This is a genomic window from Methylomonas paludis (assembly GCF_018734325.1).
GTDB classification, from domain to species: domain Bacteria; phylum Pseudomonadota; class Gammaproteobacteria; order Methylococcales; family Methylomonadaceae; genus Methylomonas; species Methylomonas paludis.
This window is the reverse complement of record NZ_CP073754.1, coordinates 800,903-822,030: the sequence shown is the minus strand read 5'-3', so window position 1 is coordinate 822,030 and position 21,128 is coordinate 800,903. Positions and strand designations below refer to the sequence as shown.

The window sequence follows — 21,128 nt, the reverse complement described above, 5'->3', positions numbered from 1 at the left end:
GTACACCAACCAGATATTTAGTCTCTATCCACTAAGACTTATGTGATTTTGGAAAGTTACTTACCACCCACCGAGCCACAACTTGATTATGATGCCCCGGCCAACCAAGTTTGGCCGGTGCTGGTTTCGGCTAATGACGAGGGAGCCCTGACCAGTGCCGAGCGCGATCTGGCCGAGTATTTAACCAGCCACCCCCAAGTTAATCTGTATGATGCCGCCTACCATAGTCTGCTTGGACAGACATGGCACCCGCACCGCACAGTAGTATTTGGCGCATCGACAGCGGAAGTTGCCAAAACCTTGCTGGCTTGTGCCGATGGCACAGCCGACCGGACGCTGGTTGATACCGGTCTGGCCTTAAAGGCGCCCAACGGCGCAGCCTTTATTTATTCCGGTAATGGTTCACAGTGGGCCGGCATGGCTAAAAATCTGCTGGCAGAAGACCCGGTGTTTAAGCGGACTATACGGCAGGTCGATGCGATTTATGCCAATTACACCGATCATTGTTTGGAAACGGAGCTTGCCGGTATCGGCGCAGACCGTTACGCCGCCACGGAAATCGCCCAACCGGCTTTGTTTGCGATACAGGTGGGCATTACCCAGATGCTGCGCAGCAAAGGCCTGATGCCCACGGCGGTGGCTGGACACAGTGTCGGTGAAGTACCAGCCGCCTGGGCAGCCGGGGCCTTATCCCTTGAAGCGGCGGTTGAGATTATTTATCAGCGTAGCCGCTGGCAAAGTGTGACTAAAGGCAGTGGCGCTATGACCGCTGTCCGACTGGATCATCCAGAAGTAATATCATTACTGGAAGCAAGCGGTTTGGTTTCCGCGATTGTCATTGCCGGATTTAACAGTCATCGCGGCGTGACCTTGTCTGGCGATACCGCCGCATTGGCAAAATTTGAGACTTTTTTGACTGGCCAAAATATTGTGCACAGGCGTTTGGCGCTGGATTATGCTTTTCACAGTGCGGCCATGGACCCCATTGAAGCGGGGGTAACATCATCGCTGGCAAACTTGCAGCCTGTTAACGGCCCTATTCCATTTTATTCGACTGTGACCGGCGCTAAACTGGAAACCACCGAACTTGGTGCCGAATATTGGTGGCATAACATTCGCAAGCCGGTGATGTTTAAACAGGCGATTAATCAGATGCTGGCAGACGGACTGAATATCTTTATTGAAATTGGCCCCCATTCGGTATTGCGCAGCTATATTAATGACAGCCTGCATCATGCTGGCCATGAAGGCCGGATTATCAGCACGCTTAATCTGGGCGATGACTATCCTCATAAAGTTTGGGGAGCCTATCGGCAAGCCATGATTGCCGGAGCTGAGTTAGACTGGCCGACTTTATTCCCCGAACCCGGCTGTTTTTAGCCCCGCTATCAAATAGTATCGGCTACACCCTTATTATTTTTAGCAAAAACCGCCATAATAGGGGGTTTTTTATCCCTATCCTTACCTGCCATGACACTCACCGAAATTGCTACCGAGGCTAACCGACGCCGAACTTTTGCGATTATTTCCCATCCGGATGCCGGAAAAACCACGATTACTGAAAAACTGCTGCTGTTTGGCGGCGCCATTCAGCTGGCTGGTTCGGTCAAGGGCCGCAAAGCCGCGCGTCATGCTACTTCGGACTGGATGGAAATGGAGAAGGAGCGCGGGATTTCGGTGACCACTTCGGTGATGCAGTTTGAACATAATGACTGTATTATCAATTTGCTGGACACTCCCGGCCATGAGGACTTTTCTGAGGATACTTATCGAACCCTGACCGCCGTGGATTCCGCATTGATGGTGATCGACGTGGCCAAGGGTGTTGAGGACAGAACCATTAAATTAATGGAAGTGTGCCGTTTACGCGATACACCTATTCTGACTTTTATCAACAAGCTGGACCGGGAAGGCCGGGAACCGATTGAGTTGCTGGACGAGGTGGAAACGGTACTGAAAATTCAGTGTGCACCAATGACCTGGCCGATCGGTATGGGTAAACGCTTTAAAGGGGTTTATCAGTTGTATAAGGATGAGATTTTGCTGTTCAGCCCGCATCATGGCGGCCGGATTGCCAAGGCGGAGATCATCAAGGGTTTAAATAATCCCAAGCTGGATGAATTGCTGGGCGATCAGGCGGAGGAATTGCGTGAGGAAATCGAACTGGTTAAAGGCGCCAGCCATGAGTTTAATCTGCAAAAATATTTGAGCGGTACGCAAACCCCGGTGTTTTTTGGTTCGGCTATTAATAATTTCGGTATTATCGAATTGCTGGATGCGTTTGCCGAATTTGCGCCAGGGCCAAAACCCCGACAGGCCGAACAACGCGAGGTTATACCGACTGAAGAAAAGTTCTCTGGTGTGGTGTTTAAGATTCAGGCCAATATGGACCCGGCACATCGGGACCGGGTGGCTTTTTTACGGATTTGTTCGGGCAAGTTTGATAAGGGCATGAAGCTGAATCATGTGCGTATCGGCAAGAATATCATGGTAGCCAATGCCATCACTTTTCAGGCCGACAGCCGTAAACATGTGGAAGAGGCTTATCCGGGCGATATTATTGGTTTGCACAATCACGGCACCATCCAGGTGGGCGATACCTTTACCCAGGGTGAGGTATTGAAATACGGCGGCATCCCTTATTTTGCCCCGGAATTATTCCGCCGCGTGGTATTAAAAGACCCGTTACGCGCCAAAGCCCTGCAAAAAGGCCTGATTCAGCTGACCGAGGAAGGGGCCACCCAGTTATTCCGGCCTTTGAAAAATAACGATCTGATTCTGGGTGCTGTGGGGGTATTGCAGTTTGATGTGACGGCGCATCGTTTGAAGAGTGAATACAACGTGGAATGTGTGTACGACAATATTGCTATTAATACGGTACGCTGGGTCAGTGCCAAAAATCCGCTTAAGCTGGAGGAGTTTAAGAACAAGGCGTTTGAGAATCTGGCCGAAGACGGCGGCGGTTATCTGGTGTATCTGGCCAATAGCCGGGTTAATCTGCAGTTGACTGAGGAGCGCTGGCCGGATATCAGCTTTAGCGCGACCAGGGAATTGTAAGCTTGCGAGTACAAAAAAGGGGCTTAACGCCCCTTTTTTATTGATGCTTAGGCCGGATGTTTATTTGGCAGCAGCAGCAATTTTATTGAATGCATCTACCCGTTGTTTGCCGGTATCAACCAGTTGCAAACCGTTTTCGATCAGCAGTGATACCAGACCTGGGGTTTGATACACGATTTTACCCAGATAAGCCACTACCGGCACCGCGATGATCGCACCAAACAAGCTGCCGATACCGATTGTTTCCAACAGTTTGGTGATCAGTACTACGATATCCAGCGGCAGCAGTACCAGGGTTCCGAAATAAACCAGTACGATAAAGGTAAACAAGGTGAAGACCACAAATTGCAGGAATCTGACCAGTACAACATTAAGATTTTTCATAAACGATATTTCTCTGAGAAGTGTTTAGCGGTGGGCAGGTGAATCCTGCTGTTTCAAGCCGTGAATTTTAACGGCATTATAAAGAAAACCCTACATCTTTCTCAACTTTCCGGCGCATTTTTATCAGAGCGGTTTAGAACCGCCGGTTTACGGCATTTGTTATGCTAGCCTTGATGAAACTGGGTGGAATCTAAGACATTTGGTCAATTCATTTACAGCCGAGACCTCGATTCGGCGTTGCTGCATCGAGGCTACATTGGATATTTGCCGGTTCCGGTAAAACTAAATAGTAATTTTAACATCAGGGATACAGGTCGGCTTTGTCACCGGGTCTGGCGGCCGGCAAAAACAGGCTGTGTAACAAGGCGCCAGCCACGAAACCGCCGATATGCGCCCACCAGGCGGAACCGGTGGCGGCTATGCCGGTAAATCTGGCGGCGGTGGATACTTCGTCCAGTTGCATAATGACCCAAAAGCCTAAAAAGGCAATGGCGGGGACTTCAAAAAACAGCGGGAAAAACAGGATGGGGACCAGGATGACGACCCGGGCATAGGGGAAGCGGACAAAATATGCCCCCAATACCCCGGCGATGGCGCCGGAAGCCCCCACTACCGGGATGACGAATTGCGGGGTGAAATACCATTGGGTATAGGTGGCCAGCAAGCCGCACAGCAGGTAAAACACGATAAAGCGGCCGTGGCCGAGCAAGTCTTCGATGTTATCGGCAAAAATCCACAAAAAGATCATATTGACGATGATGTGTATCCAGCCGCCATGCAAAAACAAGCTGGTCAGAAACGACAGATAATGATCGGGCGGCAAACCGAAATTGTAGGCCCATTCCGGATTGCTGTAGCGGATCGGCACCATACCGTATAGATAGAGTAAATGCTGGGACACATTGGCCGGCAACAGTAACATCACCAGAAACACGATGATACAGATTGCCATGATAGCCCAGGTGACATAGGGCCGGGTGAGGCAGGGAATGGAGTCTCTGATAGGTATCATGTGGTTTCCCAATCTTGGTGGTGATGTTTTGGCTGAATTTGCAGCCACCTATGCGCTTAGCCGGTTTCGTTCCAAACTTTTTCCAGTCTTTGCACTGAGACCGGAAAAGCGGTTTTCAATTGCTGGGCAAACAAGGATACCCGCAGTTCTTCCAGACTCCAACGAAACAGCTCGCGCTCCGGGTCGGTGAGCCGGGTTTTGGCCTGTTTTTCCACCCGCGCCCAGTAATGCCGGCTCAGACGCTGTAAACCCTGCACATCCGGACTGTCCGGTTTTTGCTTGTCCAGCCGGTATTCTATGGCTGTTAAATAACGCGGCAAAGCCTGGAGTTGCGGCATAGGGGTATGGCGGATAAATCCACTATACACCAGCAGGGCCAACTGGTTTTCCACATCGGCTTTTAAGATGGGATTCAGGCCGGGTTGGCTTAAGCGCCGCTGCACTGTTTGATAGTTTGCCATAATTTCGCTGATTTGCCTGCCGGCCAAACTGGCGGTGCTAACCAGTTGGGATTTTTTGCCGGCCAGGGCGGCTTCGAACTGGCTCTGGCTACGGATATTGGCGGCTTCGACAAATACGCTGCTGAAGATTAAAAACAGAAAATCGGTTTTGAAATCGCCACCGGGCCGCTCCGGCAATAAGCGATGTTTGGCCAGCTGGTTATAGGCCAACTGTAAATTGGCAGGCACGCCGCTGTTTTTGACGATGTATTGGGCATCTTTGCGACAGTGCAATTGAAACAACCGGGTCAGACCCTGAAAATGGGCCAGGGCGGCTTTTTCCTGGGTATCCAGAATTTTTACGCCCACGGTTTCGCCTTCGTCGATAATGGCCGGGAAACCGATAAAGTTTTGGCCGTTTTGGCTAAACTGGCGGGTTTCCGGCAAGTCGTCGAATGCCCAGGCGATGCAGCCGGTGTGATGCAGTTCTTCTGCAGCCAGTTTCTGAAAACTGCTGCCGGCTTTGCTGGCAAACTGCTGTTGTAATTCGGCCAGATTGCGGCCATAGCCGACGGCTTTGCCCTGATCGTCGACCACACGAAAATTCATGCGTAAGTGGGCTGGCAAGGCATCGGGCTGCCACTCATTGAGGGGAATGGCTTCGCCGGTGAGTTTGCGCAAGCGGTTGCCTAGCCATTCATAAAGCGAGCCTTTAAAATCCGGTTCGATTTCCAGGCATTGTTTGGCGGTTTGCGGTACCGGCACGAAATGCTTGCGCAATTGCTTGGGCAAGGCTTTGATCAGCGCCGCCACTTTTTCTTCCAACAATCCTGGTACCAGCCAGTCAAAAGGCATGGTGCGTATCTGGTTGAGCTGGTGTATAGGGATAATGGCTGTGACGCCGTCTTCATCATGACCGGGCTCGAAGCGGTAATGCAGTTCGATAGTCAAATCACCGACTTTTTTGCGATCCGGAAAATCCCAGTCGCTGATTTGATTATCGTCATTACGGGTTAAATCTTGTTTAGTTAAAAACAGATAGTTGGGCTGCTCTCTTTCAATTTGCTTGCGCCATTGATCCAGGGTAATGCCGCTCACTACCTCGGCGGGCAGTTTTTTGTCATAAAAAGTTTGCAGCCATAATTCGTCTTCCACCAGATCCACCCGGCGGCCTTTATGCTGGATATAGCCTACTTCTTCCAGCAGCTTTTCATTGGCTTTAAAAAACGGCGCATTGCTGTGGTAATCGTGATTAACCAGGGCGTGGACGATGAACATTTCCCGCGCGGCTTTGGCATCGACATTTTCGTAGGGCACTTTGCGCTTGGCCTGCAGGGTTAAGCCATATAACAGGGTGCGTTCGTAAACCCCGCTACGGCCGGCATTTTTTTCCCAATGCGGGTCAAAATAATTGCGTTTGATCAGGTGCTGGGCGCAGGCTTCCACCCATTCCGGTTCGATTCTGGCAACGGTGCGGGCGTAAACTTTACTGGTTTCCACCTGTTCGGCGGCCATTATCCATTTGGGGCGCAGCTTGTGCTGACCGGAACCGGGGAAGATGAAAAACTTTAAGCCTCTGGCCCCCAGGTATTCGTATTGTTCATGGCGGAAGCCGATATTGGAGAGTAGTCCGGGCAGTAAGGCACAGTGAATTTGTTCGTAATTGGCCGGGTTTTCGTTGAATTTAAGTTTTAATTCGCCACGCGCCACTTGCATGATCTGGGCATGAATATCAAACCATTCGCGCATGCGTATATAAGACAGAAAGTTGTCCTGGCAGTATTTGCGCAATTTGGAGTTGGACAAATGTTTTTTCTGTTCTTCAAAGGCATTCCAGATATTCAGCAGGCTGAGGAAGTCGGATTCGTCGGCCTTGAACTGGGCGTGTCTGGCTTCGGCTTGCGGCAGTTTGTCGGCAGGTTTCTCACGCGGGTCCTGGATGCTGAGTGCGGAAACGATGATGGCTACTTCGCTGAGTGCACTGAGTTCAGCTGCGGACAGCAGCATTCTGGCCAATTTGGGATCGGTGGGAATTTTGGCGAGTTGCTGGCCGGTGGCGGTTAATTTACCTTGTTTATCCAAGGCGTCGACTTCAAACAGGGCGTTTTTGCCGTCGCGGATCATTTTTTCTTCGGGCGGCTCGATGAATGGAAAATCTTCGATGTCGCCGAGTTTCAGTGCCGCCATTTGCAAGATCACGGCGGATAAATTGGTACGCAGGATTTCCGGTTCGGTAAATTCCGGGCGAGCCAGATAGTCTTCGTGGGCATACAAACGAATACAAATACCTTCCGCTATCCGCCCGCAACGTCCGGCGCGCTGGTTGGCGCTGGCCTGGGAGATGCGTTCTATGGGTAAGCGTTGTATTTTGCTGCGATGACTGTAACGACTGATGCGGGCATGGCCGGAATCAATCACACAGCGGATGCCGGGTACGGTGAGTGAGGTTTCGGCAACATTGGTCGCCAAAACGATGCGTAATTTGCCGCCTTGTGGTTTGAATACCCGTTCCTGTTCGCTGACGCTGAGCTTGGAGTACAGCGGCAGGATGTCGTAACGGTTGCTGTGGTGGTGTTTGCGCAGGGATTCGGTGGTTTCGCGAATCTCATGTTCACCGGTGAGAAATATCAGGATATCGCCGGGTAAGTCGCGATGCAGTTCGTCTACGGCATCCAGTATGGCTTGCTGCAGATCGGCAGCGGTTTCGTCATCTTCTTCAATCAGCTCTATAGGCCTATAACGGACATCGACCGGATAGGTGCGTCCTGACACGTTGACGATGGGGGCGTTATCAAAGTGTTTGGCGAAGCGCTCCGGGTCTATGGTGGCCGAGGTGATGATGACTTTTAAATCAGGACGCTTGGGCAGTAACCATTTCAGATAGCCGAGCAGAAAGTCGATATTCAGACTGCGTTCATGGGCTTCGTCGATGATGATGGTGTCGTACTGGTTCAGATAGGGATCGTTTTGGGATTCGGCCAGCAATATCCCGTCTGTCATCAGCTTAATCAGGGAATTTTCATGGGTTTTGTCATGAAACCGAACTTTATAACCTACGGCTTGACCTATGGACTGGCCCAGCTCTTCGGCAATCCGGTCCGCCACAGTACGGGCCGCGATACGGCGCGGCTGGGTGTGTCCGATCAATCCGGCGACACCCCGGCCAATTTCCAGACAGATTTTTGGTAATTGGGTGGTTTTTCCGGAACCGGTTTCGCCGCAGACGATGGTGACTTGATGTTGTTGAATCAGTGCAGCTATATCGGCTTTTTTTGCAGTGACCGGTAAATCGGGGTAATTGATGAGCGGCACGGCGGCGCGGCGCTGCAGGTAACGGCTGTTGGAGCGTTCGATCTTGGCGGCCAGCCCAGCCAGCAGTTGTTCCGGCTGTTTGGCTTTGGGCAGCTCTGTGCGCAGGCGTTGCAACTGGCGCTTGAACTGGTGCTGATCAGCACTCATACAGTTATCAAGCCGGCCAAAAAGTTGTTGGAGTTGCTGGTGGTAGGACATCTAACAGGTGGCTAAATTGCTTATTATACCTTGTTATAGCGAATTGCCATAAGAGGGCCGACTTATTACGGGATTTAGTTGGCTTCATTTACTCTGCCTAATCTGGACAGCATAGTAAGTTGAAGCATTAAAACTACTTTCTTTGAATATTACATTTTATTGACAAAATAATGACAAAAACATTTATTTAATATTTCGAAAATATTACATTCAATGCAATTAACAGCCATTTATGGTTAATACCACTACTTAGCTTGTTTCATCAAATTGCAATATTGTGAAGTTATTCTCAATTAAGTTATCCAAACCCTATTGACTTAACTTTATTATTGAAACAAATATGAAAACTATTACAAAAACCCTACTGGCTGTTTCTGTTTCAGTAGCCGCCATGATCTATGTTGCACCTGCCCTGGCTTCTGATCCCGTTGTACTGACTTTTTCTACGGTGGGCGATTCCAGACAGGATCCGACTTCGCCTGACAGCACTGCAATTATTGCTAACCAGGTCGGCAAAGGCAGTTGCGCGATTCCTACCGGCACCGGCAGCAACGCCAACCCAGGCTTAACCGGTCAGGATTGCAAATGGTTGCAAAACACTGCTGCCTGGTCTCGCATCATGCGCAGCATCCAGTCTCAAAAAGCCAATCTGCTGTTTTTTAACGGCGACATGATCATGGGTTACGGCAAAGCCGGCGTCCCGGTTGTAACCAGAGGCAACGGTACAGGTGAAACGCCTATTTCCAGTCCGGCTGTGAGTGATATTTTGGGTTCAGACCTGATGCAGTTTTATCAACAATACGGCTTCTGGCGCGGCACGGTGGCTAACCTGATCGAAACCGGCACTTATGTGGTACCGGTTCCAGGCAACCATGAAACCCAATGTAAACGTTGCAGTAAAAAAGCTCAGGTTGAGAACGAACTGGCTTGGCGCGACAATATGGGCGACCTGATTCTGGACACCACCCGTCTGAATAATGCGCTGAGCCCAACCGGTTTAAGCCTGAACACCAGCACCTGGAATGCCAGCAATGCCCCTGGCGTTGCCGACGGCTTAACGACCAGCCAAACTCAATTGAGCTATTCTTTTGATATTGGTGTATCGCATTTTGCCATCATTAACACTGACCCGGTCGGCAAAGACGGCCATGCCCCAACCGCCTGGTTAACCAACGATTTTTCCACTGCTTTTGCTAATGGTTCTAAACACTTCTTCGTGTTTGGTCACAAACCGGCTTTCTATTACTCTTATACCGGCGCCGCAACTCCCGGCACCACTTCTTCTCTGTATGACGCTGATCACACCGCCGGTAATGCTTTCTGGAATTTGATCACCACTTATAACGCCACTTACTTCTCCGGCCATGAGCATATCTATAATGTGTCTCAACCTAACGGCGGCGCATCTTATCAGGTTATCGTCGGCGCCGGCGGCTCACCATTTGAAGATACCGGCAAAACCGGTACTGCACCTACCGACCGTTTGTATTCATGGGCTACTGTGTCTATTACTCAAAGCGGCAAAGCGACTTTGAACACTTATGGTTTTGACGCCACTTTGACCAACCCGGTTGTGAAGCTTGGCAGTTTTACCCTGCCAAACGCACAATAATTGTCTGATCAGGAAAAAACATGAAAACTTTAAATTCTGTATTAAGCCTGACAGTTATGGGACTGGCACTAGCCGGTTCGGCTCAGGCAGATGTACTGGTTAATACCGGCGCGCCAAATTTTACCGGTTTTCCGCTGGCTTTAAACAGTGGCGAATGGCTGGCTGCCGAGTTTACCACTACCCAGGTAGAGGAAATTACCGATATTAATGCTTATATCCAGGCTGACAGCGGCAATCCTGACAATGCCAGTTTCCATATTTCCATTTACGGTAATGCCGGTAGCGCGCCTGATCTGAGCAATCAGTTGTTTAGCCAACAGGCTAGTTATAGTGCTGATGGCTGGAACGGTTTATCCGGCCTGACTACTGTGCTGAATGCCGGCAGTTATTGGGTGGCTTTGGAAGTGAGTGGCAGTGATACTTTGCAGGGTTTGCTGCCGGTTTATGTGGCTAATCCTGCCCAGGGTGTGGCCTGGGACGATCCAAGCACGACCTATGGTTATCACGCTGCCAGCGGCAATGCTTTTAACTTTGGTGTGCAAATCAATGCCGTACCTGTACCAGGCAGTGTGTGGCTGTTTGGTACTGCTTTGCTGGCTTTGGGCCGGTTTGGCAAGCGTAAAGCGGTTTAACTCTTAAACTGTTAAACCATAACGCCGTCTGTCTTTGGGACAGGCGGCGTTTTTTTGTGCGCTTAATCGGCTAAATTTTGTCTGGCCGTGGCAATGGCCTGACGCACGGTATCCGGGGCGGTACCGCCTATGTGTTTACGCGCCGCTACCGAGCCTTCCAGACTTAATACTTCAAACACATCTGCACTGATAGCAGCGGCAAAACCTTGCAGTTCTGCCAGACTGAGTTCGGATAAATCTCTATCGGTGTTCAAACCCAGACGCACTGCCTGCCCTACTACTTCATGAGCATCACGGAAGGCCATGCCTTTGCGCACCAGGTAATCAGCCAGATCGGTGGCGGTGGCGAAGCCGCGTTTGGCGGATTGATACATGTTTTCGCGTTTGGCTCTGATATTGGGCAGCATGTCGGCAAATGCCCGCAGGCTGTTGATCAAGGTGTCTGCGGTATCGAATAAGGGTTCTTTATCTTCCTGATTGTCTTTGTTATAGGCCAGAGGCTGGCTTTTCATCAACATCAGCAATGCCATTAAATGGCCGGTGACGCGACCGGCTTTGCCGCGCACCAGTTCCGGCACATCGGGGTTTTTCTTTTGCGGCATGATGGATGAGCCGGTGCAGAAGGCATCGGGGATGTCGATAAAATTGAATTGGGCGCTGGCCCATAATACCAGTTCTTCGGAGAAGCGCGATAAGTGCACCATCAGTAAGCTGCCGGCTGCGGTAAATTCGATGGCAAAATCCCGGTCGCTGACTGAATCCAGGGAGTTGCTGGAAGGCCGGGTGAAGCCCAGCAATTCGGCAGTCATAAAGCGGTCGATGGGGTAACTGGTGCCGGCCAAGGCGGCTGCGCCCAAGGGCATGATGTTGACGCGTTTACGGCAATCTTGCAGGCGTTCTTTATCGCGACTGAGCATTTCGAACCAGGCCATTAAATGATGGCCAAAGGTTACCGGTTGGGCCACTTGCAAATGGGTAAAGCCGGGCATGATGGTGGCGGCTTCCTGTTCGGCCAGATTGAGCAGCGCCAGTTGCAGGCGGTGCAGTTGCACCAGGATAAGATCTATCTCGGCACGCAGATACAGGCGGATATCGGTGGCGACCTGGTCGTTACGCGAGCGGCCGGTGTGGAGTTTTTTACCGGCAATGCCGATTAAATCGGTGAGGCGTGCTTCGATATTCATGTGCACGTCTTCCTGTTTGATGGACCAGACAAATTCGCCGCGCTGAATTTCTGTGGCTATTTGCGCCAAACCCGTTTGAATATCGGCCAGTTCCTGGGCGGTTAATATGCCGATTTTGTTGAGCATGGCGGCATGAGCCAAGGACCCCTGTATATCTTGCTGCGCCATGCGCTGATCAAAACTGACCGAGGCGGTGAATTCTTCGACAAACGCATCGGTGGCTTCGGCAAAACGGGCGCTGGAGAGTTTTTCGGTGTTAACAGTGGTCATAATCTGGGCTGGAACGCAAAATAAACCGTAATTATACCTTTGTCACCCCGACAATTCAGCCTGCATTCGCCGGCACGTTGTCCGGCAAGCAAGTATAATGACTGATTTGAGTCATTTGCTTTATTCCTCCATGTCCGAAGACTTTTATTTCAGCCCCGATCAAGCCGTCGACGCCCTTAAGGTGCCGCCGCATTCCATTCAGGCGGAACAGTCGGTTTTAGGTGGTTTGATGCTGGATAATCAGACGTGGGATTCGGTAGCCGATAAGGTTAGCGAAACCGATTTTTACCGGCGTGATCACCGGCTGATTTTTCGCGCTATCAGTCAACTGGCAGAGAAACAGGACCCTTTTGATGTTATCACTTTGTCCGAGTTGCTGGATGCCACTGGTGAATTGCAGGATATAGGCGGTCTGGCCTATTTGGGCATGCTGGTCAAGGAAACCCCCAGCGCCGCTAATATTGTGGCTTATGCCAATATTGTCCGCGACCGTTCGGTGCTGCGCCAGTTGATTCATGTCGGTACCGATATTTCCGATTCGGCGTTTAATCCTGATGGCAGGGAAACCGCCGAATTGCTGGAACAGGCCGAACGCCGGGTATTTGAGATTGCGGAGCAGCGTCAGCGTGGTCAGGGTGGTTTTACGCCGATCAAGTCGCTGCTGGCTAAGGCGGTGGATAAAATTGAAACTCTATACGAACTGGATGGCAATATTACCGGGGCCAGCACCGGTTTTACTGATCTGGACGAAAAAACTTCTGGATTGCAACCCGCCGATCTGATTATTGTGGCCGGCCGGCCATCGATGGGTAAAACTACCATCGCCATGAATATGGCAGAGAATGTAGCGCTGAAAAGCGGCAAAGCCGTTGCGGTATTTAGTATGGAGATGCCGGGCGAAGCGCTGGCGATGCGGATGATGTCTTCGCTGGGGCGGATAGACCAACATAAGGTGCGTACCGGTAAGCTGGATGATGATGATTGGCCCAGACTGACTTCTGCCATAAATTTGCTGGCGCAAACCAAGCTGTTTATTGACGACACGCCGGCGCTGTCACCGACCGAAGTGCGTTCGCGTGCGCGCCGCTTAACCCGCGAACACGGCCAGTTGGGCCTGATTGTGCTGGATTATCTGCAGTTGATGCAATCTCCCAGCAGCGGCGAGAATCGGGTACAGCAAATTTCCGATATTTCCCGAGGCTTGAAAGCACTGGCCAAGGAGTTGAATGTGCCGGTGATTGCTTTGTCTCAGCTGAACCGTAACCTGGAACAACGCCCCAATAAGCGCCCGGTAATGTCGGATTTGCGTGAATCCGGCGCGATTGAGCAGGATGCGGATTTGATTATTTTTGTGTACCGGGATGAAGTGTATAACGAGGACAGCCCGGACAAAGGCATAGCCGAAATCATTATCGGTAAACAGCGTAATGGACCATTAGGTACTACCCGGCTGACTTTTCTGGGCCAATTTACCCGATTTGAAAATTTCGCCGGCGATGCGTATCAAGCTGAGGATTATTAATGACACCTGCTGCATACGTGCATCTGGATTTGGCTGCAGCACGGCATAATCTGATCCAGGTTAAACGCTACGCCCCCGGTAATAAAATCATGGCGGTGATAAAAGCCAACGCTTATGGGCATGGCATAACCCGCATGGCCAGAGTGCTGGAGACGGCTGACGCCTTTGCTGTGGCCCGGGTTGATGAAGGTGTGCGCCTGCGCAACGCAGGCTTTAAACAGGCGATTACGGTATTGCAAGGTTTTGTCTGCGCAGAAGAGTTGGAGCTGTTACTGCAACATCAATTGGACAGTGTGGTGCATACGCCGCAGCAAATTGCCATTTTGCAGCAACACACCGGCACCAACAGCCGCTTAAACGTGTGGTTGAAAATGGATACCGGCATGAATCGGCTGGGTTTTAAAGGCCATGATTTTGCTGCCGCTTATCAGCAATTATTGAGTTGTGCGCTGGTACAACAGCCTATCAATCTGATCACCCATTTTGCCAACGCTGATGATTTGCTGGATGATAAAACCCGCCGTCAGATTGAGGTGTTTACCAATGCTATTAAGGACTTTCCCGGTGAGTGCAGTATTGCCAATTCTGCCGGGATTATCGGTTGGCCGCATGTGGTCAGCGGCTGGGTGCGCCCCGGCCTGATGCTATATGGCTGTTCGCCGTTTGCCGGCAAAACCGGTAGCGATTTTGGCCTGAAGCCGATTATGAGCCTGCATTCGCGGCTGATTGCCGTTAAGGATGTGGCTGCCGGCGAAAGTGTTGGCTATAGCGGCCTGTGGCAATGTGATCGCCCTACCCGGCTGGGCGTGATCTCTATTGGCTACGGCGATGGTTATCACCGCCATACTAAAAGCGGCGCGCCGGTGCTGGTTAATGGTCAGCGTGTACCACTGATAGGCCGGGTATCTATGGATATGATTACAGTCGATTTAAACAGCCAGCCCCTGGCTGCACCTGGTGACCCGGTCACTTTATGGGGCGATGCCCTGCCGATAGAAGAAATTGCCCGTTACGCCGACACGATTCCTTATACGCTGCTGTGCGGCATTACCCAGCGGGTAAGGATAGTGGAGCAAAGTGTTTAAGGCATGGGCTGGGCCGCACTGCACAGACAGGGGTCAGCAAAAAAAGCTGGAATAAAAAAATAATTCTGGCATAATGAGCGGCTATTGGAGAGCTGGCTGAGCGGTCGAAAGCGGCGGTCTTGAAAACCGTTGAGGGCTTATACCCCTCCTGGGGTTCGAATCCCTAGCTCTCCGCCATAAATCAAAGGCTTACACCTAAAATCAAACCGGCTTTATGTCGGTTTTTTTATGTCTATAGATGGCGCGCGTCATCCATGTTTGATTAATCTGACTCTATCAAGTTACTGCGTATGATTTCGTAGACCCAACCCAGCATCAAAATTAAATTAAACAATCACGGGCATGAATTAGGCCTGCGCCAAACCGTAGCTCAAGACGGTATGCGCCATCATATCGAAAATCGCCCCATCATCGACATATTCATCTTTATAAAGCTCATCGTTATGTCCACGCTGGATATAAGCTAATTCAATGGATTTACGTATCTCCGGTTTGTACACTTCATTTAGGTAATGCATTCTGTTGATATTACGCTGAATGCTTAACAAGATAGTCTGATCTGCCTGCTTTTCTTCGCAAACTTCACGGATAATCAAGGCCTCTGCATCACTGATGGGATATTTTTCTTTGATCTCGTCTATTGTGGCTTGAATAGATGTTTTTACAACAGGCTGCGGTGTGCGGTTGCCGCCGCCACCAGTACGCGGTTCCTTAATTTCGCCCGCCCGATTTTCACTGACGCCCTTATAGGTCACACTGGCTTTTATCAATTTGACCTTGCCGATTGCCCGCATCAATTCCGACTCGGAACCTTCCTTAATCAATTGCGGCTGGATGAATTCAGCAAATAACACAAATCGTTCAATAGCTTCATCGTATTGATAAAAGCTGCTCAAAAAATTATAAGCTTTAACCAACTTCGCCAGTTCATATACATAAGCTTTACGTTCGGTTAACCCTTCATATTGGAATAAGAAGCGCTGACGGCAACGGTTTACCTCTGTTTGCAAAACCGCATCCTGACCCAGCTTTAATAGCTTTTCAAAGTGGCTGGCGTCGCTATCCGTAAACAGCCCCCGTTCGATAATACCTTGATAAAGCAGAATGACTTTTTGCTCATCAGGCACCGTTGCTTCGTAGGGCGTACCCTTTCGGTATTTATTAAAGGCCTTCAGGATATTGGCCGTATTATTGGTAAAATCGATGACAATCACTTTAGTTTTGCCATCACAACAGCGGTTCAGGCGCGATAAAGTCTGAACGGCGGTTTTATCCATCACCGGCTTATCTAAAAACATGCCCACCAACAACGGCTCATTAAAACCGGTCTGAAACTTACTCGCCACGATCATAATCCGGTAGTCGTCCTGCTTGAACCGCTCTTCAATCAATTCATTGTTGTTTAGTCCATTAAGCTGATGTTCTCTAATTTCCTCATTAGTCTCTCTGTGGGTAAAATCGGAAAACGCATACAACACTTTGTAATTGTATTGATCCGGGTATACTTGATGCTTTTCGGCGATTTTAGCTTTCAGCAACTGGTAATACTTTAAACCGGCAATCCTGGATGAAGCCACTATCATGGCCTTGGCTTTATCGCCTATCAAAGCTTTAATCTGCTCTTCAGCAGATTTCATCCAGGCTGTCCGTGCCATAATTGACCTGTAACCGCGCCAACGCTTCCGCTTGAGTGGCCCTAATAAACGCCAACAGCAGGCTTTCAGCAATATAATGTTCCTTATCGCTGATGTCTTCAGTCTCTAACAGCGTGTAACCTTGAATCGAGTTTAGATAGCGGACAACATGATCTTGAATTTTAGCTTCCGGCCCGGTCATGGCTTAGCCTCTATTGCCAATAAGCGTTTTTCTGCCTCATCCCAGGGCAAGCGTCTACCCTTTTGTTTCATGCTTTGGTAGGCCCGTCTTACTGTTTGACTATCAATCAATTGCTGTGTCAGCATGGCTTCAACTATCCACAAGGTTCCTTTGACAACTACGTTTTCCTGCTCTGCCGCCTGCCTTAAATTTTTATCCCCGGTCAGCAACGGACATTGCTGCTGTTTAGCCAGTACTAAAGCAAAACAATCATAACGGCTCGGTTATGCATATTTTGCCGCCAACACTTCAACTTCAGCCATGGAAGCTGGGTTTAGTTCGCCCAACTGCAAGCCATAGTCTAACAAATAACTATGATCGGCTTCCAACTCATCGACAAACAATAGGTCAGGCACTTGCAGTTGAAACGGCAATTGAAACAGCTCGGCAATCAACCCACCCTCTTCCAAATCGATCAGGATGTTGGCGTCACTAATGAGTAAGCGGCTCAAAGCTTTCTAATATCCGTTGTTGATGAAACGTAGCCACTGGCAGGCCCAATAATTCTGCGGCTTTGGATTCAGTAAAATAATCCTCAGCCAAGGCGCGGTAAACCAGTTGTTTAAACAAAATGGTCTGCTCCGCAGGATAAGGCTGTTTAGGCTCTTTGCTGCGCCAGCCTTTCAAGCTAAACAACTTATAAAGCTGCTGGAAAGTTGTCTGGGTAATAATTTCGCATTGCAAGGCACGAAACAACACGCCCTGCATGCTTAAACCGAATTCATGCTTCAGAAAATACAGTTCATTGATTTCGAGCTGGTGACGGTGCTGGCCTAAGTGTTCGATCAAAGTGGGTTTCGGCAACAAAAAAGCCCCGGCAAAGCGATTGCAGAGCTTTTCTTCCTCAGCCTGCAAATCATTAGTCAAACGATTCTTTAACAATAAATGGCCAAGTTCATGCGCCAGGGTAAAACGCTGACGGTCGCCCGTCCAGTTTGCCCCCACCACGACGACTGGTAGATCGTTGATCGTGGCCGCCAAACCGTCAAATTTATGTGCAGCCTCCACCAGACTGCTGATCACCATGACGCCTTGCGACTCCAGGGTATCTATCATATCCGGGATGCAGCTTAAACCCAGCTTCCAGGCGTCACGCAGTTGTTCTGCCAGGGCTTCCAATTGTTCGGCATCGGTAATCTGTTCCGGCAAAGCAGCAGGCAAAGCAAAATCTTGCACCGGGGACTGTGGATACAAGTTTAACAACTCATGCCAGCGTTCGGCCTGATCGAAAATATCCGCCTGAATTTTATCCAGACTCTTCTGCGGCAAGCTGCTTTTTTTGCGGTATTCAATGCCCTTGATGTTCAGGCTTTGCGGACGGAAAAAATATTCGGTACGCACCCCTAAAATTTTGGCGAGCTTAAGCAACTGTCCGGAAGACGGCGTTTGCAGCTCGTTTTCAAACTTGCTGATAGTGGTATGGCTCAAGTCCGACTGCTCGGCCAAAGCCCGCAAGCCCAAGCCAGCCGCCTTACGTGCGCGTTGTAGACGTTCACCTATCATTTCAAAGCCCCGTCAGGTTTCCATAATTAAAAAAATTATAGGCTATTGTAAACTATTGTCCGCACTTAAGCAGCCTTGAACAGCTTGCAGGCTTTCGGCAGCTACGACCACATAAAACCCTGTCGAGCAAACCAAATTGGGATCATCTATCTCGATGTAGGCAATAGCTTGAAGGTTTGGTCTTACCGAGAAAATAATCGTATCTCCACATGATACTTTTCTCCTTGCTCTAGATGGTGCAGATGCAAACTCAATCTCTTCAATCGCTTGTTCAGAAATGATCCCACGACTATTGACGTTGGAAATCTCAATATATTTCAAAACATAATGACCGGCAGTTTTTGCATCTAATGAGCTTACATTTATGTTGGCAATATCCTTGAGTCTATCGGTTTTCCAGGTCTTGGGAATCGCTCCAATCCACTGAACTCCGCTATCTTGCATAACCGCATAATCCATCACGCCTCAATCCTCCAAGCTTTTCAACAAACTAACTGCTTCCTGCTCTAAGTCCCAAAACTCCTTCAACAAAACAGCGGTAGGTTTGGGGGTTTGATAATGATAAAAATGCTTGTTCGGCAAGATTTCATAACCCAATTGCGGGCTGTCTTCCCAGCGGATAATTGGTACAGAGCCTCAATTTTCAGTTCTATCCAGGTCAGAAAATGTTCTTCAGATAGCGAACATATTAACAGTGGATGGAAAAATGGCTAGATGGGGTTTGATAACCGCTTACCAAAGAACTGATACTAGCCTCTGAATTTTTTGACATTTTGGCAGAGCCGACTGAGAAAGGAAGTATGCGTATTCTTTATCGTCCAAAACCTAGCATTTTCTCTGATTAATTTTCACAACTGCGTGTCAAATTAGCCTCGACACAATTCCCATAGTATTTTTTGCATGACAAGTAAAAAATCAATCAACCAGTCACAGCCAAGTGGTGGACTTTATCATCAGATGATATACTGAACTATGCATGAAGATTCTGGTAATTGAAAATCTTTCAGATCTGGACGACCAGATTCTTGATCAAGGGGGCGGTTACTGGATCAAAACTGAGGCGCAAAGGGTCGAGGTCACTAACGATGTCCGCATGGAATCCGTTATTCGCTGACCTTGCATGAACCTTATGGCAAAAGAATACTTGGCTATGACAATGCCCATGCAATCAAATTACCCAAAAAGTTTAAATATGCAGGACAGCGTCTACCCCAAGATCATAAACATAGACATATCAGTGACCAGGGCGTTCCGTATGAATTTCAGAGCGTTCATCAGTTGTTGCAGGACTTTTTTGAAGAAGTTGACCGGATAAGACAGAGATGAAAATATTGACTATAGGCATTATGTCCCAGGAGCGTATTCGTGAGCGGGTGCAGTCTATCGCCAAGGGCGAATATAAACCTAAACCAACCGATCCCAAAATTTGGTTTACTTCCATGCGCTCTTTAGCTGAAGTTTTGAGCGACGATAACCGCGCGCTCTTGAAAGTTATCCAGGCAGCCAAACCACAATCAATTTCTTCCCTGGCTGAACTTACTGGCCGCAAGACTGGAAATCTTTCCCGAACCCTGAAAACTATGGCCAACTATGGTTTTGTTGAGATGAAGCGCGAGAAAAACCATGTTCGGCCAATAGCCAAAGCGACCGAATTTAAGATTCTGGCTTAACGTTGCAAAACTCTGCCCAATCTGACATCAGTTGGCTACGCTTTTCTAACAGGTCGCCACGATGATAGACGGCTTCCGGCATATTCTTGATGGTGTGCGCCAGCGCCATCTCGATTACCTCATTGGAATAAGCAGTCGTCTCAGCGGCCCAATCACGAAAGGTTGATTGAAAGCCTTGGACGGTAAGGTCATCGCAACCCATACGCTTCAGCAACTGAAGCATAGCCATGTTTGACAACCCTTTTTTCGAACCAGGAAAAATAAATTCATTACATTGAAATTTCTGCATTAATTCCAAAATTTCAATGGCGCGGCTAGATAAAGGTACTCTATGCACCCTATTCACTTTCATGCGTTCGGGGAGTATTGTCCAGACTTTGTTAGGCAGATCGATTTCATTCATAATCGACTTCGGTCAAAACTAAACTGGCTTTCATGCCGGTTTTTTATGCCTCTACCAAAATAATTAGCTTTTTGGTTTGTTATAGGCTTGACGCATGGCATATTTAACCAGCGAGCAAAATATTACGAGGATGTCCCCACTGTTATCCTGAGTTTCCCGATGCTAAGGAACCTCTGATTAATTCGTTATCTCGAATTTCGGTACCAATAAAATCAATGCCTTGCGGATTGGTTTTTCTTGAAAAACTGCATTAATCAGAGGTTCCCTAACATGGAAAAGGTTTAATCCCATTATAGTAATTGGTTGCAAGTTTACACAAGCTGGACATCTTCCGGCAAGTTGGACAATAATTTTGCGTAACGTTAAAAATTACTATCCTGATTAATTTTAGTTTCGATTAAAGCCCGATATTTGCTAAATAGATTGAAATCTGCAGCAATTGCTCGACATAATAAGAACTAAAAACGCTTTGAGGACTAAATATATCAGCCCACCAAGGATGAAAACCCGCAAAAAGTTCGTTTAGTTTTGGAATAAGTAACGACATGCAAAGGTATACAGATCAAGAATTATTAGCTTTACTTGACTCACTGGAATCTGATCGAGTTGAGCGTAAAGAATCTTTCAAGGGTGATGTACCTAAAAAAGCTTTAGCTTTAGCAGGTTTTATCCTGAACTCTTAACGAGAATCGGCATTTACAACTGGTTATATTTGATGGTCATTGGCGTAACTACTTTTGCTGTGTTTAATTGATCCGATACTTTGTTAATCATTAATAGCTCATCGGAAGTTACGGCTTGAGCTTGCAACTCAGTTATACTATTTAGCTAAACTGACTCAATTTTTTGCATCATTTCGCACAGCTGCTTGGTTATAGGTTTCGGTTTCACGCTTGTCATCGGCAATCCGCTGCCGATATTGGGGTAAACGATCATACAGACCAGATCATAAAACGGCGCCAATTCGGT

20 protein-coding genes, 1 tRNA gene and 1 pseudogene are annotated in these 21,128 nt (G+C 48.8%); 11 read left to right on the top strand and 11 right to left on the bottom strand.

Annotated elements, in window-relative coordinates:
• Nucleotides 1-48 precede the first annotated feature (48 nt).
• Both KEF85_RS03850 and KEF85_RS03845 read left to right on the top strand, forming a co-directional pair.
• Nucleotides 49-1,380, top strand: a complete 1,332-nt coding sequence (locus tag KEF85_RS03850) for an acyltransferase domain-containing protein (RefSeq protein ID WP_215583405.1) — start codon at nt 49-51, stop codon at nt 1,378-1,380.
• 90 nt (nt 1,381-1,470) lie between these two features.
• Entirely contained in the window at nt 1,471-3,057 is a 1,587-nt protein-coding gene (locus KEF85_RS03845; protein ID WP_215583404.1) for a peptide chain release factor 3, read from the top strand.
• Nucleotides 3,058-3,117: 60 nt separating this feature from the next.
• Here the strand turns inward: KEF85_RS03845 and KEF85_RS03840 are convergent, their stop codons facing one another.
• The 3 genes from KEF85_RS03840 to hrpA form a co-directional block, all read right to left on the bottom strand.
• A complete protein-coding gene (locus KEF85_RS03840) occupies nt 3,118-3,441 on the bottom strand; it encodes a hypothetical protein (protein ID WP_215583403.1) in 324 nt (107 codons plus the stop codon).
• A 301-nt stretch (nt 3,442-3,742) separates the two neighbouring features.
• Nucleotides 3,743-4,453 (bottom strand): rhomboid family intramembrane serine protease, encoded by a 711-nt coding sequence (locus KEF85_RS03835; RefSeq protein ID WP_215583402.1) that lies wholly within the window; start codon nt 4,451-4,453, stop codon nt 3,743-3,745.
• 56 nt (nt 4,454-4,509) lie between these two features.
• Nucleotides 4,510-8,403 (bottom strand): ATP-dependent RNA helicase HrpA, encoded by a 3,894-nt coding sequence (gene hrpA, locus KEF85_RS03830; protein ID WP_215583401.1) that lies wholly within the window; start codon nt 8,401-8,403, stop codon nt 4,510-4,512.
• A gap of 340 nt (nt 8,404-8,743) precedes the next feature.
• On the opposite strand from hrpA, the gene KEF85_RS03825 reads away from it, so the two are divergent.
• Complete coding sequence (locus tag KEF85_RS03825; RefSeq protein ID WP_215583400.1) at nt 8,744-10,015, top strand: metallophosphoesterase family protein; 1,272 nt, start codon at nt 8,744-8,746, stop codon at nt 10,013-10,015.
• A gap of 20 nt (nt 10,016-10,035) precedes the next feature.
• Nucleotides 10,036-10,647: a hypothetical protein gene (locus KEF85_RS03820; RefSeq protein WP_215583399.1), complete on the top strand. Its 612-nt coding sequence runs from the start codon at nt 10,036-10,038 to the stop codon at nt 10,645-10,647.
• 62 nt (nt 10,648-10,709) lie between these two features.
• On the opposite strand, the gene argH is transcribed toward KEF85_RS03820, so the two are convergent.
• On the bottom strand, nt 10,710-12,101 hold the full coding sequence (argH, locus tag KEF85_RS03815; RefSeq protein WP_215583398.1) for an argininosuccinate lyase: 1,392 nt from the start codon (nt 12,099-12,101) through the stop codon (nt 10,710-10,712).
• Nucleotides 12,102-12,231: 130 nt separating this feature from the next.
• Between argH and dnaB the strand changes: the two genes are divergently transcribed.
• The 3 genes from dnaB to KEF85_RS03800 all read left to right on the top strand — a co-directional run bounded on the left by dnaB (nt 12,232) and on the right by KEF85_RS03800 (nt 14,885).
• Complete coding sequence (gene dnaB / locus KEF85_RS03810; protein ID WP_215584992.1) at nt 12,232-13,623, top strand: replicative DNA helicase; 1,392 nt, start codon at nt 12,232-12,234, stop codon at nt 13,621-13,623.
• Nucleotides 13,623-14,708 carry an alanine racemase gene (gene alr, locus KEF85_RS03805; protein WP_215583397.1) on the top strand — a complete coding sequence of 362 codons (1,086 nt, stop codon included), beginning with the start codon at nt 13,623-13,625 and terminating at the stop codon, nt 14,706-14,708. Before dnaB ends, alr begins: the two co-directional genes overlap by 1 nt.
• A gap of 86 nt (nt 14,709-14,794) precedes the next feature.
• A tRNA-Ser gene (locus KEF85_RS03800) sits at nt 14,795-14,885 on the top strand.
• Between the two features lie 170 nt (nt 14,886-15,055).
• On the opposite strand, the gene KEF85_RS03795 is transcribed toward KEF85_RS03800, so the two are convergent.
• The 6 genes and pseudogenes from KEF85_RS03795 to KEF85_RS03770 form a co-directional block, all read right to left on the bottom strand.
• Nucleotides 15,056-16,345 (bottom strand): type I restriction enzyme subunit R domain-containing protein, encoded by a 1,290-nt coding sequence (locus KEF85_RS03795; RefSeq protein ID WP_215583396.1) that lies wholly within the window; start codon nt 16,343-16,345, stop codon nt 15,056-15,058.
• Nucleotides 16,332-16,544 carry a hypothetical protein gene (locus KEF85_RS03790; protein WP_215583395.1) on the bottom strand — a complete coding sequence of 71 codons (213 nt, stop codon included), beginning with the start codon at nt 16,542-16,544 and terminating at the stop codon, nt 16,332-16,334. Before KEF85_RS03790 ends, KEF85_RS03795 begins: the two co-directional genes overlap by 14 nt.
• Nucleotides 16,541-16,783: pseudogene (locus tag KEF85_RS03785) on the bottom strand (PIN domain-containing protein); the annotation flags it as partial. The gene KEF85_RS03790 and the pseudogene KEF85_RS03785, both read right to left, overlap by 4 nt.
• A gap of 24 nt (nt 16,784-16,807) precedes the next feature.
• Entirely contained in the window at nt 16,808-17,035 is a 228-nt protein-coding gene (locus KEF85_RS03780) for a PIN domain-containing protein (RefSeq protein WP_215583393.1), read from the bottom strand.
• Nucleotides 17,016-18,086, bottom strand: coding sequence for a helix-turn-helix domain-containing protein (locus KEF85_RS03775; protein ID WP_215583392.1), 1,071 nt, complete (start codon nt 18,084-18,086; stop codon nt 17,016-17,018). The genes KEF85_RS03780 and KEF85_RS03775 overlap by 20 nt, the downstream gene beginning before the upstream one ends.
• Before the next feature lie 42 nt (nt 18,087-18,128).
• Nucleotides 18,129-18,548, bottom strand: a complete 420-nt coding sequence (locus tag KEF85_RS03770; RefSeq protein WP_215583391.1) for a hypothetical protein — start codon at nt 18,546-18,548, stop codon at nt 18,129-18,131.
• Nucleotides 18,549-19,062: 514 nt separating this feature from the next.
• Between KEF85_RS03770 and KEF85_RS03765 the strand changes: the two genes are divergently transcribed.
• Genes KEF85_RS03765 through KEF85_RS03760 form a run of 3 tightly spaced genes read left to right on the top strand, consistent with a single transcriptional unit; the run spans nt 19,063 to nt 19,756 of the window.
• Complete coding sequence (locus tag KEF85_RS03765; RefSeq protein ID WP_215583390.1) at nt 19,063-19,200, top strand: hypothetical protein; 138 nt, start codon at nt 19,063-19,065, stop codon at nt 19,198-19,200.
• Nucleotides 19,201-19,202: 2 nt separating this feature from the next.
• The gene (locus KEF85_RS17035) at nt 19,203-19,412 is read left to right on the top strand and encodes a toxin-antitoxin system TumE family protein (RefSeq protein WP_425515589.1); all 210 of its coding nucleotides are present in this window, start codon (nt 19,203-19,205) and stop codon (nt 19,410-19,412) included.
• Between the two features lie 5 nt (nt 19,413-19,417).
• Nucleotides 19,418-19,756, top strand: a complete 339-nt coding sequence (locus tag KEF85_RS03760; protein ID WP_246535031.1) for an HVO_A0114 family putative DNA-binding protein — start codon at nt 19,418-19,420, stop codon at nt 19,754-19,756.
• Here KEF85_RS03760 and KEF85_RS03755 read toward each other — a convergent pair.
• A complete protein-coding gene (locus tag KEF85_RS03755) occupies nt 19,740-20,159 on the bottom strand; it encodes a tyrosine-type recombinase/integrase (protein WP_215583388.1) in 420 nt (139 codons plus the stop codon). The two genes, KEF85_RS03760 and KEF85_RS03755, sit on opposite strands and share 17 nt — an antisense overlap.
• Before the next feature lie 545 nt (nt 20,160-20,704).
• On the opposite strand from KEF85_RS03755, the gene KEF85_RS03750 reads away from it, so the two are divergent.
• Entirely contained in the window at nt 20,705-20,842 is a 138-nt protein-coding gene (locus tag KEF85_RS03750; RefSeq protein WP_215583387.1) for a hypothetical protein, read from the top strand.
• Nucleotides 20,843-21,128 lie beyond the last annotated feature (286 nt).

Bases quoted from the DNA above. Each gene is read 5' to 3' on its own strand.
- KEF85_RS03825 (WP_215583400.1), top strand. From the start codon at position 8,744: ATGAAAACTATTACAAAAACCCTACTGGCTGTTTCTGTTTCAGTAGCC.
- KEF85_RS03750 (WP_215583387.1), top strand. From the start codon at position 20,705: ATGCAAAGGTATACAGATCAAGAATTATTAGCTTTACTTGACTCACTG.
- hrpA (WP_215583401.1), bottom strand. From the start codon at position 8,403: ATGTCCTACCACCAGCAACTCCAACAACTTTTTGGCCGGCTTGATAAC.
- KEF85_RS03840 (WP_215583403.1), bottom strand. From the start codon at position 3,441: ATGAAAAATCTTAATGTTGTACTGGTCAGATTCCTGCAATTTGTGGTC.
- KEF85_RS03765 (WP_215583390.1), top strand. From the start codon at position 19,063: ATGAAGATTCTGGTAATTGAAAATCTTTCAGATCTGGACGACCAGATT.
- KEF85_RS03795 (WP_215583396.1), bottom strand. From the start codon at position 16,345: ATGAAATCTGCTGAAGAGCAGATTAAAGCTTTGATAGGCGATAAAGCC.
- KEF85_RS03845 (WP_215583404.1), top strand. From the start codon at position 1,471: ATGACACTCACCGAAATTGCTACCGAGGCTAACCGACGCCGAACTTTT.
- KEF85_RS03790 (WP_215583395.1), bottom strand. From the start codon at position 16,544: ATGACCGGGCCGGAAGCTAAAATTCAAGATCATGTTGTCCGCTATCTA.
- dnaB (WP_215584992.1), top strand. From the start codon at position 12,232: ATGTCCGAAGACTTTTATTTCAGCCCCGATCAAGCCGTCGACGCCCTT.
- argH (WP_215583398.1), bottom strand. From the start codon at position 12,101: ATGACCACTGTTAACACCGAAAAACTCTCCAGCGCCCGTTTTGCCGAA.
- KEF85_RS03775 (WP_215583392.1), bottom strand. From the start codon at position 18,086: ATGATAGGTGAACGTCTACAACGCGCACGTAAGGCGGCTGGCTTGGGC.
- KEF85_RS03755 (WP_215583388.1), bottom strand. From the start codon at position 20,159: ATGAATGAAATCGATCTGCCTAACAAAGTCTGGACAATACTCCCCGAA.
- KEF85_RS03820 (WP_215583399.1), top strand. From the start codon at position 10,036: ATGAAAACTTTAAATTCTGTATTAAGCCTGACAGTTATGGGACTGGCA.
- alr (WP_215583397.1), top strand. From the start codon at position 13,623: ATGACACCTGCTGCATACGTGCATCTGGATTTGGCTGCAGCACGGCAT.
- KEF85_RS03835 (WP_215583402.1), bottom strand. From the start codon at position 4,453: ATGATACCTATCAGAGACTCCATTCCCTGCCTCACCCGGCCCTATGTC.